Raw genomic sequence first — 15,410 nt, 5'->3', positions numbered from 1 at the left:
ATAAAGGGTGTTTACGGTATCCATGGCTGTCTCTGTTTCTCGATGATAAACAATTATTATGGTTCGGCGTGGACGTTTCCTATGGAAACGACGCAAGATCAGTTACCGATTCGGGCTGTCGGAACGTGCTTTCGACTTATCGAAGCACTCGAAGATCGTCGAGAAGCAGGCGTAACGGAACTCGCCCGGGAACTCGACATTTCGAAAGGGACCGTTCACAAGCACCTGTCAACGCTTCAGTCGTTAGGCTACGTTGAACGGGATAACGGAACGTATCGCCTCGGATTCCGGTTCCTCGGGATCGGAGAGCGGGTACGAAGTCACAATCAATTCTGTCTTGCGGCACGACCTGCGATCGACAACCTGGCTGAAACCACGAGTGCGACGGTGAGTTTAATGATTCACCAACACGATCTCGGTGTCTATGCGTATCGAGCCGGTGTGACCTACGATACGGGTGGCTTTCTTCCGCCAGTCGGTGGTTCTGTCTATCTCCATGCCACAGCAGGCGGCAAAGCGATTCTTTCTCAGCTCTCCACGGAACAAATAGACGAAGTAATCGAGCAACGGGGTCTCACCGAGTGTACGGGAAAAACCATCACGACGAAGGATGAACTTACTGAAGAACTCCAGTCTGTTCGCGACCGCGGGCTTGCGTTCGAACGCGGTGAGCACGTTCCTTCGATTCAGTGTGTTGGGGCACCGATTACGACGCCTTCGGGGAGTGTTGCTTCGATCACAGCAGCAGGAAATATCGATAAAATGAGCGGGAAGAAACTCGAGGAAGACATCGCTGGACTCGTAATCAGCGCGAGTAATGCTGTGGAGGTCTCACTCCTTCAGGAGGTGTGATTCTGGAACGACGTTTCGAAATAGGAAACGCAATCGATTATGGAAATGGTGATGGTGTCCCAACCCGTCCTCTCGGTGTTGTTAGAATATCGATCTCCCTTCCCATTGGCAGTGTAATGTCGATTTTAAATCGAAAATGCCCCTCTTCAACTGCGCAACCCACCAAACTATGGAAACACCGTCATCGTGAGTTGTTGATGCAACATTTACTTTTACACCTGTATGTGTGTATTTCACGTCTTTCTCATTTGCCCCGACCAGTGTTTCTCATGAGGAAACGGGGTTGTATAATAGAGCGACCCAACCCGCCTGAGACTGTGAAGTTTGTAGAACCGAGCATGTCGGGCGCTGTCTAGTTTACACCTCCGTTAGTGTCTGTTCGTTGAGTGACTGGTGCAGTCGTTGGGTGTTGTAGTACTGTATAAACTGTTCAAGCCAGCTTCTAACGCTTGCTTGACTGCTCACCCATGAGTTGTGGAAGCGATCGACTCGCGTCTTCAGCGTGTGGAACCACTTTTCGATGAGATTTCGCTCGACGTAGTCGAGCTGACCGTTCAACCCTAAACGAGAGAGGGCAGTCAGATAGCCGTAGCCATCGACGAGAAACACGGTGTCGGCGAGATCGTGTTTCTCGGTGAGTCGGTGCAAGAATGCAGCAGCTGAATCGGTACCTTGCCGTCCGAAGACTGCGACATCGAGAATGAGCCATGAGTCTAGGTCGATTGCAGCGTACACCCAAGACCAGTTGCTGTTGATCTTGACAGCAGTCTCATCAACCGCGACCCGCGAGGGCTTCGCCCTCGGCGGGTCTGGCACGCTGTCAGCTAGCCGATGTACCCACTGACAGATCGCTTGATGAGACCGTTCAACGCCGATCAAGCGAAGAACCGCTTGTGTCTCTCGAAGCTAACATCCGGTTGCGTGGAGGCGGACGGCGAACACCCCCGCGGGCGTTGCCGTCCGCTCACGCTCCCAACATTCATCAAATCCCGCTGCGTAAGAATCGCTTAGCAGGTCTGCGAGCATTGGTCCAAATTAACTCCACGACCTGCTCGTCCCTCAAACTGGCCTAACTAGACACTGCCAGTAAGAGTGAGAACCCGAGTAGCTGATACGAGAGAAAAATTCGGTCGACGACGCGTGGTTAAACCGCCCTACTGCGGATCTCGCCGTGTTTCAACGATCGTTTCGACCTGCTCTCTCGAGACCCGGTTCGTCGTCTCTTTACCCTCTTTGAGTGCGGTTCCGACGATAACGCCGCTTGAGCCCTCCTCAAAACAGTCGCTGATCGTCTCGGCCGTCACGCCGCTTCCGACGAAGACCGGCACGGGGTCCTCGAGTTCCCCGAGCGTGTCCGAAACGCGTTCGATATCCTCGAGTTGTGTTTCGACTCCGGTTCCAGCCCCTGAGACGATGACACCGTCTGCTAACCCGCGTTCGGTCGCTTCGAGTGCGACCTGTTCGATCGACGTTTCGCCGACAGGCGTCGCGTGTTTGACGTGGACATCTGCGAGAATTCCGACGTCGGCGTCGATCTGTTCCCGCAGCCGGATCGTCTCGTGAGCCTTCCCTTCGAGGACCCCCTGGTCGGTTGCTGCCGCGCCGATGTGGACGTTGACGCGAACGAACGAGGCACCCGTCGCGGCCGCGATAGAGACCGCCGCTTCGGCGTCGTTTCTCAGAACGTTGACGCCGACGGGAACGTCCACGGCGTCTGTCACTGCGTTCGTATGGGCAGTCATCTCCGCGACCACGTGCGTCGGAACGGTTTCCGGATAAAACGGCGCGTCACCGAAATTCTCGAGGATAATTCCGTCGATGCCGCCCGCCTCGAGCGTCCGCGCATCGTCGAGTGCTCGAGAACGAATTGCATCGCGATCACCGTCGAACCCAGGCGATCCGGGTAGTGCCGGGAGATGAACCATCCCAATGATCGGTCGGTCACCGTCGAATTGCTCGAGGAGTTTCATGATCGGTCTGGTCGGCCCTGTACCAAAGATGCACGAACAGCGGCAAAGGGCTCGCACTTCGGGATCGTTTTTACTCGACAGCTAGTAAACAACGACGATGTCTCATCTGTTTACTTCGCTATCGTTGGACGACTACGAAATTCCGAACCGTCTCGCCGTCTCTCCGATGTGTCAATACTCCTGTGACCCAGATGGGCTTTCGACGGAGTGGCATCGCGTTCACCTCGGCAGTCGTGCCGTTGGTGGCGCCGGAATCGTGATTACCGAAGCGACGGCCGTCGAGCCGCGAGGTCGAATTACTCCTCACGATCTGGGTATCTGGAGCGACGAACACGCCGACGCGTTGGCACCGACGATCGAATTTATCCGAAAACAGGGTTCGGTCCCCGCTATTCAACTCGCCCACGCCGGCCACAAGTCGAGTAAGAGCCGACCGTGGGAGGGAAACGACCCGATTCAGCCCGAAGAGGGCGGTTGGGAGGTTCTCTCTCCGTCACCCGAAGCGTACCCGGATTTCGGCGGCAAGCCGCCTGCGATGCGAAAAGCGGATCTGGATGACGTCGACGCTGTGATCGAAGCCTATCGCGATGCCGCGACTCGATCGCTCGAGGCGGGCTTCGAAATCGCGGAGGTACACGCCGCTCACGGCTATCTGCTCCACGAGTTCCTTTCGCCGGTGACGAACCGACGCGAGGACGAGTACGGCGGCAGTTTCGAGAACAGGACGAGGCTCCTGCGTGAAGTAACACGGGCGGTCCGTGACGTCTGGCCGGACGAAAAACCGGTGTTCGTTCGTATTTCCGGTACGGACTGGCTCGCCGATCGCAACTCGTGGGATATCGATGATTCGGTTCGACTCGCGGGCGATCTCGAGAATATTGGCGTCGATCTCCTAGACGTAAGTTCCGGCGGCATCCATCCCGATCAGGAGGTCCCCGGCGGGCCGAACTTTCAGGTCCCACTCGCCGAACAGATCCGATCGGCACGGACAACTGAAATCGCTGTCGGCGCAGTCGGCGGGATCACCGAACCGGAGCAGGCCGATGCCGTGATTCGAAACGGACGAGCGGATCTCGCCCTCGTTGGCCGAGAATTCCTTCGAGACCCCTACTTCGGGACGCACGCGGCAGACGAGTTAGGGATCGAAGACGCCGAAACGAAGTGGCCGGTACAGTATCGTCGTGCTGTCTCCCGTTCGAGTGAGTAGGTGCTGACTCGGGGGTTCTTGCTTGTAGACGGTTACGAATGATTCCGTGACCGTTCCTGCTTCTCGGTCGTGTCGCATGTGATTGGTACGGAAGGGCTCCAAGAAAACAGAATCGAACGTGAGCGAGGTATTGGTATTTCTTTTCCACACTTTGCTTACCAAGCGGACGCGTCTTCTAGTAGCACGGGGAGATAGCTCAACAGATGCCGTCTCTAATATATTTCTATTAGAAAAAATCACTCGATGTGCAATCAAATTAGTCGTTCCGGTCGAGTGATCATGAGGAGGTCTTTGTCCGTTGCCAATGGGGAGGCGATAGCATAACCTCACGCCGAGAGTGCACTGGTGTGTTCACTGATTCTGTGATTGGCTATATAATTGGATAAATCGACTATATTTGCATGAACTAATTGATGAACTTCTGAACACTGGGCCTGTCTCGCGTATGATTATATTATGTGTGGAATATAATAGAAAAATTTACTGTGTCTGGTATCCGAGAATCGTCTACAAGTAACTGAAATCTCCCGTACATCGATCGGAACGAATGATTTAATCTCTCGTGTTTACCGCTACTATACGCCTTCGTTCGATGAACTGCCGAGTTGTCGTTCCGGTACAATTATCGGTGTTTCCGTTGGAACAGCCCCACTTGAACGAGAAATTAGTTCTATCGAAATCTGATTCTTATCTTAGTGTTGTTCAACCAACTCGCTGGACTAATTGGCACTCGGGCGAGTACGGAGCGGGAGTCGGGTTGCGAGAAATACGGCGACGGATTACAGCGTTTCGAGGGCCGCTGTGCTATGTCGTCGCGGTTGTTACCAATCCATCGAAGTTGAGGATGATCCGCTGGGCGATATCGCCGAAAATCGCTTTCCCGGTGGGGGAACGGCTTCGTCCGACCACGAAGATGTGATCACACTCAAGGCGCTCGGCTGCGTCGAGAACCTCGTCAGAAATGTCGTCATCCTCCGTCACGACTCCTTCGACCTCGTAGTCGATATCGGCGTCTCCCTCGACGAACGACTCGTCGGCGAGTTCTCGAGCGAACCGAGTCGTCATATCGAGGGCAGTCGACTCGTCGTAGGTCGTGTGCTCGACGTCGCCGATCGTTTCGAGGGCGTCGATTCCCGCCTCGTACTGTTCGGGTGTCATCCAGGAGAACAACACGAGTTCGGCGTCGGTACCCGCGATGAACTGTCCGGCCTCCCGGAGCAGCCGCTTGTGTGCTTCCGTGTCGTTGATAACGACTAATCCACGATCCATATCCAAACCCATAGACTCCCCGATTAATAAGTTTAGTTGCTGTTTCGGACTCGATAGTTGTTCCTGGCGTCTCGAGGTTGGGGACGTTGTTGGGGTTCGCGTTTCATTTCGACATCTATCGGCATCTCAGGTATCGAGGTTGCCTTTCGCGTCCCAGATTTCGGTGACGAGGTCGACGAAAACCTCGGTCCGAATCGGGTAGCCGTGCTCGCCCGTTTCCTCGAGTGAACAGTCCTCGAGCGTGGCGACGAACTCGGGTGTGTAGGCCCAATCTGTCAATTCCGTTCGCACGTCGAGTGTCAGCGTATCATCGTCATCAGTCTCGAGCCAGGAAACCGCTCCCTGTCGAGCGGTGTACTCGATCGTGTAGGTTTCACCACCGATCAAATCGACCACGGCCGCCATTGGCCCGATCTCGAGCGAATCGTTTTCGCCTTCGAGAGCGAGCGTTCCGTCGACGACTCGCGCACCGTATCGTTGTTCGTCGGTCATTGTATCGCGTACAGATGGGCGGCTGTCGGATATATCTATCCTGCCCGAGCTGGGGCTCCCGTTGACGCTCAGTTTTAGAGAGGCACACTCGGCACTCGAAGACGTCCGGTTTCGCGAGGCGACTCAGGATGGTCGCTGTCTGTGACCCGGGATGTTACCACTCTGCGACGCTTCCGTCCTCGTGTTTCCAGACCGGGTTGTGCCAATTGACATCCTGTTGTGACCGCTCGCGGACTGCGGCTTCGTCTACGTCGATGCCAAGCCCGGGATCGTCGGGGAGGCTCACGTACCCATCGTCGTACTCGAAGATATCCGGTTTCGCGAGGTAATCGAGCACATCGCTGGTCTTGTTGTAATGGATGTCGAGGCTCTGTTCCTGAATGAGCGTGTTCGGGGTACAGGCGTCGACCTGGATACACGATGCGAGGGCGATGGGACCGAGCGGACAGTGGGGTGCAATGGCGACATCGTACGTCTCCGCCATCCCTGCGATTTTCTTTACTTCGGTAATCCCCCCTGCGTGAGAGAGATCGGGCTGAATGAGATCGACCGCACCGCTCTCGAGGAGGGGTTTGAAGTCCCAGCGAGAGAACATTCGTTCCCCTGTCGCGATCGGAATCGTCGTGTGCTGGGCGATTTCCGGAAGTGCGTCGTTGTGCTCGGGCAGTACCGGCTCTTCGATGAACATCGGTTCGTACGGCTCGAGTGCCTTCGCGAGTCGCTTCGCCATTGGCTTGCTGACCCGGCCGTGGAAATCGACGCCGATATCCACGTCGTCTCCGACGGCGTCCCGTACTTCGGCGAGTCGGTCGCGCGCCGCCGCGACGGTGTCGGGCGAATCGATTCGTTGGAGCTCTGCCGTCGCGTTCATTTTCAACGCCGTAAATCCAGCATCAACTTTCTTTGCGGCCGCTTCGCCGACTTCCTCCGGTCGGTCGCCGCCGATCCACTGATAGACGCGGATCCGGTCTCGAGCGCGCCCGCCCAGCAGTTCGAACACCGGCGCGTCGTATCGTTTGCCCTTGATGTCCCACAGCGCCTGATCGATACCCGCAATCGCGCTCATCAGGATCGGGCCGCCGCGATAAAACCCGCCACGATACATTCGCTGCCAGTGGTCTTCGATTCTCGCCGGATCTTCGCCGAGGAGGTAGTTGTCCAGCAGTTCTTCGACGGCGCTTCGGACGGTCTTCGCTCGCCCTTCGACGACCGGCTCTCCCCACCCGACGGTGCCGTCGCTCGTCGTCAGTTTGAGAAACAGCCACCGAGGCGGAACCTCGAATAGTTCGTAATCAGTTATTTGCATGGGCTACCGGTCGAGTAGTGGCCCCGCTATATTCACCTTTTGGAATGTGTCATAGACAGACTCGCAAACTTCGACGGGCGTCTCCATTCGGCCTGATGTCTGATGAAATCCGTCGATAGCGCTGAATTGCCAGCGGATCAGCCGTAAAATTCGGAGGCCGTTTCGGAGGTGGGTTACCGGCGCGTTTCTCTCTGCTGTCGGTGATGCTAGTTATTATATACGATGCTTACGACGGAAACCGTACGATCATACCACTATGACTACTGAGACGACCATCCGAGTCGGGGTTCGAACGCGCTCATTGACGGACGAGCGGCTTCAGTACATCCGCCAGTTGGGTGCGACGGACGTCTTTGTCGATCACGCCGACGTCGAGGAGGAGCCCGACGAATTCAACGACCGCGACGCGGGTGCGACCCTCGAGGTCGGCCGAAACGCGATTCCGTCGGTGAGAGAACTCGAGGCGGCGAAAGCCCGCGTCGAAGCATCGGACCTCGCGCTGATCGGGATCCAGTCGTTACCCTACTCGTTGTACGGCGACATTATGTTCGACCGGGATGGGAAAACCGAGGCGCTCGAGCAAATCACGACGCTGGTCCGAAACCTCGGCGAGGCGGACATTCCGATTCTGGGTTATCAGTGGAATCCGCGCGGCGTCGTTCCGATGCGGACCGGAACGGCCGAACTTCGCGGCGGCGCACGCGGCACGGCGTTCGATTACGACGCGCTCGAGGACCCGGACGAACTCGCGCCGGGTCTCGATCGGGTCTACACCGAGGACGAGTTCTGGGACAACTACGAATCGTTTCTCGAGGAAGTACTCCCCGTCGCCGAATCCGCCGGCGTCGAGTTGGCGCTCCATCCGGTCGATCCGCCGGGTCTCGAGTCGATGTGTGGTATCCCGCGTCTCTGCCGGAACGTGGAGAATTTCGAACGTGCGATGGATTCGGTCCCGAGCGATATCCACAGTCTCAAACTTTGTCTCGGCTGTTTCTCGCAGTTAGGTGAAGACGTGACCGACGTGGTTCGCATTTTCGGCGAGCGCGACCAGATCGGGTTCGTTCACTTTCGCGACGTCGTCGGGACCGTGCCGAACTTCCACGAGACGTTCGTCGATGCGGGCAATTTCGACCCGGCAGAGGTCATCAAAACGCTCGATGAGATCGGATACGACGGCGTCGTTATCCCCGATCACGTCCCCGAAATGGCAGGTGATACCGACTGGCGTCACCGGGGCCGTGGCTACACCGTCGGCTACCTTCGCGGTGTCATCGACGCAGTCGAATCCGGTCCGTCGTAATCGGGCGCTCGAGTGGATTTGCCTCGGTTGAAACACGTTGTCTCGATTCGAACACGTTGACTCGGTTCGAACACTTCCTGAAACGTTCCGCCGTCGATTGCCGTCGACCGCTGTGGTGCGGTCGAACGGGAGCGTCTAGTTCGTCGCGGATCTTACAGTCCGTCGAACTCGAACTGCTGGTGTGCAACGCCGGTGTGGCTCCACAGGAGCACGTCCGTTCCCGGCTCCTCGTTGCCGCCTTCGACGTCTAACCCTACGTCTTCACCGGCCGGGTGCATGGAATAGCGGAACTCACCGGTGGGAGTGAAGATCGGATCGATGTCCCAGCGCTGGTGATCCCCACCGCTGTCCTCGGCGACTTGCACGTTCGATCCGTTTTCGATTTCGCCATCTTCGACCTCGAGAACCTCACCGGTCGCCTCGAGCTCGAGGCGATAGTGATCGCCGTCCTCCTCGAGGATCCAGCGCTGGTCGTCACCGTCGTCCCAGTCATCCATCTCGAGGGTGCCGTCCGAAACTGTCAGAGGCATTCCAGTGTGTCCAGCGTTGATTCGATAGGTGCCGGGCTCGATCGGATCGAGTTCGGGGTCGCCGTCTCCCGCCTGGGTCTTGTCGACGATATAGGAGAGTTCGACCGCCTCGCCGGGGTCGGTTTGCCACTCGAAGACGAGGTCCCAGCCGTCGCCGGCCCACTCGAAGTAGTGCGTCCAGGCGGTCGGCTCGGACGGAACGGACTCAAGTTCGGCTCGGACGTCGAACGCGGCATTGGGGCGACCGTGGATATCGGTGACCCGTGCGGCTTCGTCGGCGCCTGACGAGAGCGTGACCGTTCCCGATGCGATTCCACCGCCGAGATTATCCCTGACGATCGTGTTCAGTGCTTCGACCTCGATGTCCGCTTTCGTTCCCGCGTTGCGAACGTCGTTGTTGACGATGCGGCCGTTCTGTCCGAAAAAGCGAATTCCGTGTGTCTGGGTCGGATCGTCCGGTGCACCGTCACCATCGGGAAGGGTAATTTCGTCTCGTTCCGCCTCGGAGAGGTCGTCGACAACGTGGAGATTCGAGAGGGAGAATCCGTCCGCCGTCGAGGTGACGGCTTCGTTGACGACGTTCTTGACGAGGCCGCCCTGAATCGTGATGTTCTCGACGTCGTCGACGACGATCCCGTTGAACCGGGCGCCGATGATATTGACTTCGCCGACCGTAATCTCGTTCGACTCGGTCGTGAGGTGCATTCCGCGCGGGGCGTCGCGACTGACGACCTGTCCGACGGAGACGTTTTCACAGCCGTTGGCACAGCGGAACGTCGCGTACCAGGTTGGCGACTCGGGATTCTCGCCGACGACGCTGTTTACTACCGCATTCTCGGTTTCGTTCAGGATGACAGCGGAGCCTCCCATGTCGACGCCGATTACCTGGTCGACGACGACGCGCTCTACGTCGTACGTTTCGACGGCGTGGTGTCGACCGCCCTCGACGTAGACCGAACTGATGAACACGTCCGAAGCGAGGTCCTCTCGAGCGCGGGCGTCGATCCTGACGGCCTCGAAGAAGTCGCCGACCCACCCCGGATCGTTCAGGATTTCCGCTCGACTGGCGTCCGGATCGAACGATGTCGGCGGCCAATCGGGTTCGTCGACCTCCCAGTAGTTTACGAATCCGTCGGTGTCGTCGAACCGGATGTCGATGTCGCCGAGTTTGATCGAGTTGCTATCCTGCAGCCAGACCGCAAACCGCGGATTCCCGGTAATCGTTAGTCTCGGGATTTCGATTTCCTCCTCGTCGAACGCTCGAATCGGAATCACGAGCGGCTGATCGCCGTCGTCTTCGACTCTTATGGTTCCTGCGACGTCGAGGATCGTATAGCTCGGCAGAACGATCTGGGTCAGTTCGTCGACGGGCCCGATCGTTCCGGACGCGGTAACAAGCACTCGTTCTTTTACCGTCCGATCCTCGCTCAGGCTGTCGACGGCGGTCTGAATCGCTTCGACGTACTCCTCGCCGCTGTAGACGGTTGTTTCGTCGGTATCCACCTGATAGCAGCCCTCGTCGTTCTCCCAGACGATCACGTCGGGCTCTCGAGCCGGGGTGTGGTGATGGTTCGTCTGCAGTCTGTCAAGGTTGTATAGCCCGTTATCGGCAGCATCAACGTCTCCGTCCCAGTTGTACCAGGGTTGATTTCCGGTCTCTGGGGCGGTCGATGGGTCCCGGGTAGCGGTTGTACTCCCAGCGAGTGCGGCGCCGAGCCCTGTCGCTCCGAGCACGGCCAGCGCTCCCCGTCGCCCCATCGAAAGTGATCCATCGTCGAGACCGCTCCTGTCCGTATTTGCGGTTCGCTCTGGTTGCTCGGCACCGTTTGCAACCATTCGATTGTCTCTCTTTGCAACCTGATCATTGCTGTCTTCTGTCATGGGTAGTGTTGTCGCGTTTGCGACGATCGGATTATTACTCGACTATAATAAAAAATTTTGCATTTATACAAGTCCGTATTGGTTGTCTGTCACGACTGCTGTCGTCGCCGCTACGTTTCGTATCCTTAACCGCCTACGAGGTGTGTGGTCACGTGATAACTCGAGTTGCGGCTTCGACTCGCGTTCGGCACGAACGGCGCTCCATTTTGCCTGTCCTCTGATATTCGTGCGTTCCCTTGACTTTTGGGACCCGGTCCTCTTCACAGAGAGAATTCTTTGTGACAGAACGTCGTCACTCAATAGAGTCGTTCGTCTCTCTGCGGGTCGTTGAATTGTTCGATTTGTCGAGTCATACGGTATCATATCTCGTTCGGCTAGAGCGGATATTATCGATACCGTGATTATTAAGCTGTTAGAATCGGTTTCACCGAAAAATCACGTATGAATGACCGATCGATTGGTAGTTTATTTACAATCATATTCTTGTAATATCTCCACGGGGAATCCTGTCGATAACCCTCTCCTTTCCGGTTGTGCCGGACAATATGTCTTCGGGCGGTCCAATCAGTAACGCGCTATTTCAACGGCTACTCCGGATCGGTACCGATGCCCCTGAGGGATACGACGAGCGGCGTCTCGAGTTCCGGAACGAATCCGATCCGGGCCCGTCTCGAGAGGGTCCATATCCCAATAGACTATTAGCTTAGCGAAGAACATCGTTCTCAATGGACACGAACCGGATTTCGATCCTCGAGGAGCGCAGAGCGGACGCGATGACGCTGGTCGCAGAGTCCGTGGCACCGATTCGATACGTCGCCGCCGAACCGGTCGTCGAAATTGCGTCGCGCGACCTTCGAGACGACATCGAGCGCGTTACGGGGCACCGACCGAACTGTCGTCGCGGGTTCGACGGCCTCGGGGAACGTGCGATTCTCGTCGGGACGTACGGAGTTCACGATGGATTCGACCGAAACGTCGACCGGATCGTAGCCGACCACGGACTCGAGGAGGAGACCGAGAGCTTCCTTCTCGGGGTCGTCGGGGACGGGGCCCGCGAAGAACCGCAAGACGTGGATGAAGCGCTGGTGATCGCAGGAAGCGATTCGCGCGGGACGGCCTACGGAATCTACGAACTGTCGAAGCGAATCGGCGTCTCGCCGTGGTACTGGTGGGGAGACGTTCCGACTGACGAGTGCGAGCAACTTTATGCGACGAGGGGCATCGAGCAGGCAGGACCTCCATCGGTCAGCTACCGTGGCATCTTCATCAACGACGAGGATTTTGGGATTCGCGAGTGGGCCCAACAAACGTACGATCCGGAGACGCCCGACGGAATCGGTCCGAAGACCTACGAGCGGGTGTTCGAACTCCTTTTGCGGCTCAAGGCGAATACGATCTGGCCGGCGATGCACGATGGCACGAAAGCCTTCTACCGGTGTGACGGGAACCGCGACGCCGCCGACCGGTACGGAATCATCGTCGGCACGTCCCACTGCGAGCCGATGCACCGAAACAACGTCGACGAGTGGGAGACGGACAGCCGAGGCGAGTGGAACTACGAGACTAACGCCGAGGCGGTCCGAGAGTACTGGGCCGAACGCGTCGAAGAAGTCGCTGGCCGAGAAAACATCTTCACGATCGGTATGCGCGGGATCCACGACTCCGGTATGCCCGGCGGGGACACCCTCGAGGAGCGCGTCGACCTGCTCCAGCGGGTTATCGACGACCAGCGCGAGTTGCTCGAGGAGACTCTCGAACCCGATGTCGCGGACGTTCCACAGGCGTTTTGCCCGTACAAGGAGACGCTTGAACTCTACCGTAACGGCCTCGAGATCCCAGATGACGTCTGTGTGGTCTGGCCCGACGACAACTTCGGTTACCTTCGACGGCTCCCGACGAAAGCAAAGCGGGAGCAAAGCGGCGGTCACGGTGTCTACTACCACCTCTCCTACTGGGGGCGTCCTCACGACCACCAGTGGCTTTGTTCGGTTCCGCCGGCGCTGATCCGCGAGGAGATGCGACGGGCGTACCACCACGGAGCCGAGACGCTGTGGATCGCGAACGTCGGGGATCTCAAGCCGGCGGAGAAAGAAACCGAGTACTTCCTCGAGTTGGCCTGGGATATCGACGGCGTCGGAGAACGGTCGGCACGGGAGTGGCTGAGGGAGTGGGCCGCCCGCGAGTTCGGGGAGAGCCACGCGGCGGAAATCGCCGACGTGCTCTGTGAGTACTATCGACTCGCGCTCGCCCGCAAACCCGAACACGTCGGCTGGAACGGCGTATATCCGAACACGGAGAAAAACGAACCCGAGTTCAGCGCGATCCACTACGGTGACGAGGCTCGGCGACGGCTCGAGGCCTACGAACGGATCGAAGAAACGGCGACGGAGCTATACGAAACACTCCCCGAGCATTTCCGAACGGCGTTTTTCCACCTCGTCGGCTATCCGGTCCGGTGTGCGCGGGCGATGAACGAGGCGGCTCTCGAGGCGATGCGGAGTCGCCTCTACGCCGGACAGGGGAGAACGAGCGCAACGAACTACGCGCGGCGGTCGCGAGCGGCACTCGAGCGCGTCGCCGCCGAGACCGAGCGGTACAACGCCTCTTCGGACGGGAAGTGGCGAGGAATGATGTCCGCGAGTCCGCGCGATCTCCCGGTGTTCGACCAGCCGGCGACTGCGGGCGTGACCGAAGAACAGGGGCCGACGCTCGAGGTCGCCGTTGAGGGCTCGTCCGGGGTCGCCGGAACGGGTCCGCGCCGACGGCGGCTCCCAGCGTTCGTTCAGGGCGTCGATCGCTGTCGATTCGTCGACTGTTACAACCGCGGAACGGGAACTATCGAGTGGACGGCGACAGCTGAGGAGTGGATCGACCTCGAGCACTCGTCGGGAGCGTTCGACGGCGATCGACGGCTCCGCGTGGCTATCGACTGGGAGGCAGCTCCCGATTCGAAGACGACGGGCCGAATTCGGATCGAGGGTGCCGGACGCGAACTCGAGGTCGAAGTACCGATCCGGCCGCGAACGTCGTCGGCGCCGGATTCTCGAGCCGAATCTTTGTCCTCCTCTGAACCGGATCAGCGACCGGTCTTCGTCGAATCGAACGGCCGGGTCGCTATCGAGGCGGATCACCCGACGGAACTCGTGCAAGGTGCGACGCGCTGGAAGCCGGTCGACGGGCTGAGCCGAACGACCGGGACTGCGATGGCCAGTCGTCCGATCGACGGGCCGCGAATCGGTGCCGGTGCTGGCACTGTCGATGCGACTGACGTTCGCGAGCGAGCGGCCCGACTCGAGTACGTGTTCGAGGCGAGTGCGGGCGACGTTCGCGTCGAGGTACAGTTGTTGCCGACCCACGCGTCGTCGGACTCGACGCCCCACCGGTACGCGGTCGCGATCGACGACGCCGACCCGACGATAGTCGACTTCGACGCGAACGGGGGCGAACACGACCCGGAGTGGCAGCGAAACGTCCTCAGATCCTGCGTCCGTTCGACGACCGATCACGGACTGAGCGGGTCCGATAGACACGTGCTGTCGCTGTATGCGGTCGATCCCGACGTCGTCTTCGATCGAGTGATCGTCTACACCGAAGACGATGTGCGTCGATCGCCTCTCGGTCCGCTCGAGACGCGCGATCGTCGACTGGACCGGTAGCTCGTCTGGTTGCGCTCCCGTCGATCTTTCTGCCACCCAAAGAATCATGTTGGATTCTCACACACCGTTATTTATGCCACCCGAAGAACTACCGAGGATCGGCCTCGGGACGTACTCCGAGAACGATCGCGATCAGTGGACCGAGCGCGTCGAAACTGCGCTTCAGGTCGGGTATCGACACGTCGACACGGCACAGGGCTACGAGAACGAGGCGTACCTCGGGGAGGGAATCGCCGAATCGGCCGTCGACCGGGACGATATCTTCCTCGCGACGAAGGTCGATACGGGGAACCTCGCGTACGACGACGTCCTCGAGTCCGTCGAGGCGAGTCTCGATCGTCTCGAGACGGACTACGTCGACTTGCTCTACGTTCATTGGCCCCACGAGACCTACGAACCTGAAGAGACGCTGTCGGCGTTCGACGAATTGCGCGATCGGGGAGCGATCCGCCACGTCGGCGTCTCGAACTTCGAGCCGGACCAGCTCGATCGAGCGCGCGATGTCCTCGATGCGCCAATCGTCGCTCACCAGGTCGAATGTCACCCGTTCTGCCAGCAAACGGAACTGCGCCGCTACGCTCGTGAACACGATCACTGGCTGGTGGCGTACTGTCCCCTCGCGAAGGGAGAAGTGTTCGCCACATCGGGCGACCGCGACATCGCGGATCCATTCGCGACGCCGGTCGAGTTCGACGTCTCCGCGCTGAGCGAAATCGCGGACAAACACGAAACGACGCCCGCGCAGGTGTCGCTGGCATGGTTGCTCTCGAAGGACAACGTCGCAGCGATTCCGAAAGCCAGTAGCGAACCCCACATGCGTGAGAATCTGCAGGCGACAGAGCTCGAGCTAGACGCCGCCGATCTCGAGCGGATCGACGCGTTCGAACGGGAACACAGGCTCATCGATCCCGATTTCGGTGCCTGGAACCATTGATCTCGACCCGCTC

The 15,410-nt window shown here is 58.6% G+C and carries 10 protein-coding genes and 1 pseudogene; 5 read left to right on the top strand and 6 right to left on the bottom strand.

The window, feature by feature from the left end; translation table 11 throughout:
* Nucleotides 1–81: 81 nt before the first annotated feature.
* Nucleotides 82–852 carry an IclR family transcriptional regulator gene (locus tag QNM96_RS14525; RefSeq protein WP_283837224.1) on the top strand — a complete coding sequence of 257 codons (771 nt, stop codon included), beginning with the start codon at nt 82–84 and terminating at the stop codon, nt 850–852.
* 357 nt (nt 853–1,209) lie between these two features.
* Here QNM96_RS14525 and QNM96_RS14520 read toward each other — a convergent pair.
* A pseudogene (locus QNM96_RS14520) lies at nt 1,210–1,878 on the bottom strand (IS6 family transposase).
* Between the two features lie 128 nt (nt 1,879–2,006).
* Nucleotides 2,007–2,822, bottom strand: coding sequence for a BtpA/SgcQ family protein (locus QNM96_RS14515; protein ID WP_283837223.1), 816 nt, complete (start codon nt 2,820–2,822; stop codon nt 2,007–2,009).
* 97 nt (nt 2,823–2,919) lie between these two features.
* Between QNM96_RS14515 and QNM96_RS14510 the strand changes: the two genes are divergently transcribed.
* Nucleotides 2,920–4,029 carry an NADH:flavin oxidoreductase/NADH oxidase gene (locus tag QNM96_RS14510; RefSeq protein WP_283837222.1) on the top strand — a complete coding sequence of 370 codons (1,110 nt, stop codon included), beginning with the start codon at nt 2,920–2,922 and terminating at the stop codon, nt 4,027–4,029.
* A gap of 804 nt (nt 4,030–4,833) precedes the next feature.
* Here the strand turns inward: QNM96_RS14510 and QNM96_RS14505 are convergent.
* The 3 genes from QNM96_RS14505 to dgoD form a co-directional block, all read right to left on the bottom strand.
* Nucleotides 4,834–5,298 carry a universal stress protein gene (locus tag QNM96_RS14505; protein WP_283837221.1) on the bottom strand — a complete coding sequence of 155 codons (465 nt, stop codon included), beginning with the start codon at nt 5,296–5,298 and terminating at the stop codon, nt 4,834–4,836.
* Nucleotides 5,299–5,424: 126 nt separating this feature from the next.
* Nucleotides 5,425–5,790, bottom strand: coding sequence for a hypothetical protein (locus QNM96_RS14500; protein ID WP_283837220.1), 366 nt, complete (start codon nt 5,788–5,790; stop codon nt 5,425–5,427).
* 154 nt (nt 5,791–5,944) lie between these two features.
* Nucleotides 5,945–7,096 (bottom strand): galactonate dehydratase, encoded by a 1,152-nt coding sequence (gene dgoD, locus QNM96_RS14495; RefSeq protein ID WP_283837218.1) that lies wholly within the window; start codon nt 7,094–7,096, stop codon nt 5,945–5,947.
* A gap of 256 nt (nt 7,097–7,352) precedes the next feature.
* Here dgoD and QNM96_RS14490 point away from each other — a divergent pair, with 256 nt between their 5' ends.
* Nucleotides 7,353–8,396 carry a mannonate dehydratase gene (locus QNM96_RS14490; protein ID WP_283837217.1) on the top strand — a complete coding sequence of 348 codons (1,044 nt, stop codon included), beginning with the start codon at nt 7,353–7,355 and terminating at the stop codon, nt 8,394–8,396.
* 152 nt (nt 8,397–8,548) lie between these two features.
* Here QNM96_RS14490 and QNM96_RS14485 read toward each other — a convergent pair whose 3' ends face one another.
* Nucleotides 8,549–10,807, bottom strand: a complete 2,259-nt coding sequence (locus QNM96_RS14485; protein WP_283837215.1) for an RICIN domain-containing protein — start codon at nt 10,805–10,807, stop codon at nt 8,549–8,551.
* Nucleotides 10,808–11,532: 725 nt separating this feature from the next.
* Between QNM96_RS14485 and QNM96_RS14480 the strand changes: the two genes are divergently transcribed.
* Nucleotides 11,533–14,463, top strand: a complete 2,931-nt coding sequence (locus QNM96_RS14480) for a glycosyl hydrolase 115 family protein (protein ID WP_283837213.1) — start codon at nt 11,533–11,535, stop codon at nt 14,461–14,463.
* 73 nt (nt 14,464–14,536) lie between these two features.
* A complete protein-coding gene (locus QNM96_RS14475; RefSeq protein ID WP_283837212.1) occupies nt 14,537–15,397 on the top strand; it encodes an aldo/keto reductase in 861 nt (286 codons plus the stop codon).
* Nucleotides 15,398–15,410: the final 13 nt, after the last annotated feature.

The organism is Halostagnicola sp. A-GB9-2, assembly GCF_030068615.1.
GTDB lineage: Archaea > Halobacteriota > Halobacteria > Halobacteriales > Natrialbaceae > Halostagnicola.
This window is presented reverse-complemented; position numbering and strand designations above follow the sequence as displayed.

Bases quoted from the DNA above. Each gene is read 5' to 3' on its own strand.
- QNM96_RS14515 (WP_283837223.1), bottom strand. From the start codon at position 2,822: ATGAAACTCCTCGAGCAATTCGACGGTGACCGACCGATCATTGGGATG.
- QNM96_RS14490 (WP_283837217.1), top strand. From the start codon at position 7,353: ATGACTACTGAGACGACCATCCGAGTCGGGGTTCGAACGCGCTCATTG.
- QNM96_RS14480 (WP_283837213.1), top strand. From the start codon at position 11,533: ATGGACACGAACCGGATTTCGATCCTCGAGGAGCGCAGAGCGGACGCG.
- QNM96_RS14475 (WP_283837212.1), top strand. From the start codon at position 14,537: ATGCCACCCGAAGAACTACCGAGGATCGGCCTCGGGACGTACTCCGAG.
- dgoD (WP_283837218.1), bottom strand. From the start codon at position 7,096: ATGCAAATAACTGATTACGAACTATTCGAGGTTCCGCCTCGGTGGCTG.
- QNM96_RS14505 (WP_283837221.1), bottom strand. From the start codon at position 5,298: ATGGATCGTGGATTAGTCGTTATCAACGACACGGAAGCACACAAGCGG.
- QNM96_RS14510 (WP_283837222.1), top strand. From the start codon at position 2,920: ATGTCTCATCTGTTTACTTCGCTATCGTTGGACGACTACGAAATTCCG.
- QNM96_RS14500 (WP_283837220.1), bottom strand. From the start codon at position 5,790: ATGACCGACGAACAACGATACGGTGCGCGAGTCGTCGACGGAACGCTC.
- QNM96_RS14485 (WP_283837215.1), bottom strand. From the start codon at position 10,807: ATGACAGAAGACAGCAATGATCAGGTTGCAAAGAGAGACAATCGAATG.
- QNM96_RS14525 (WP_283837224.1), top strand. From the start codon at position 82: ATGGAAACGACGCAAGATCAGTTACCGATTCGGGCTGTCGGAACGTGC.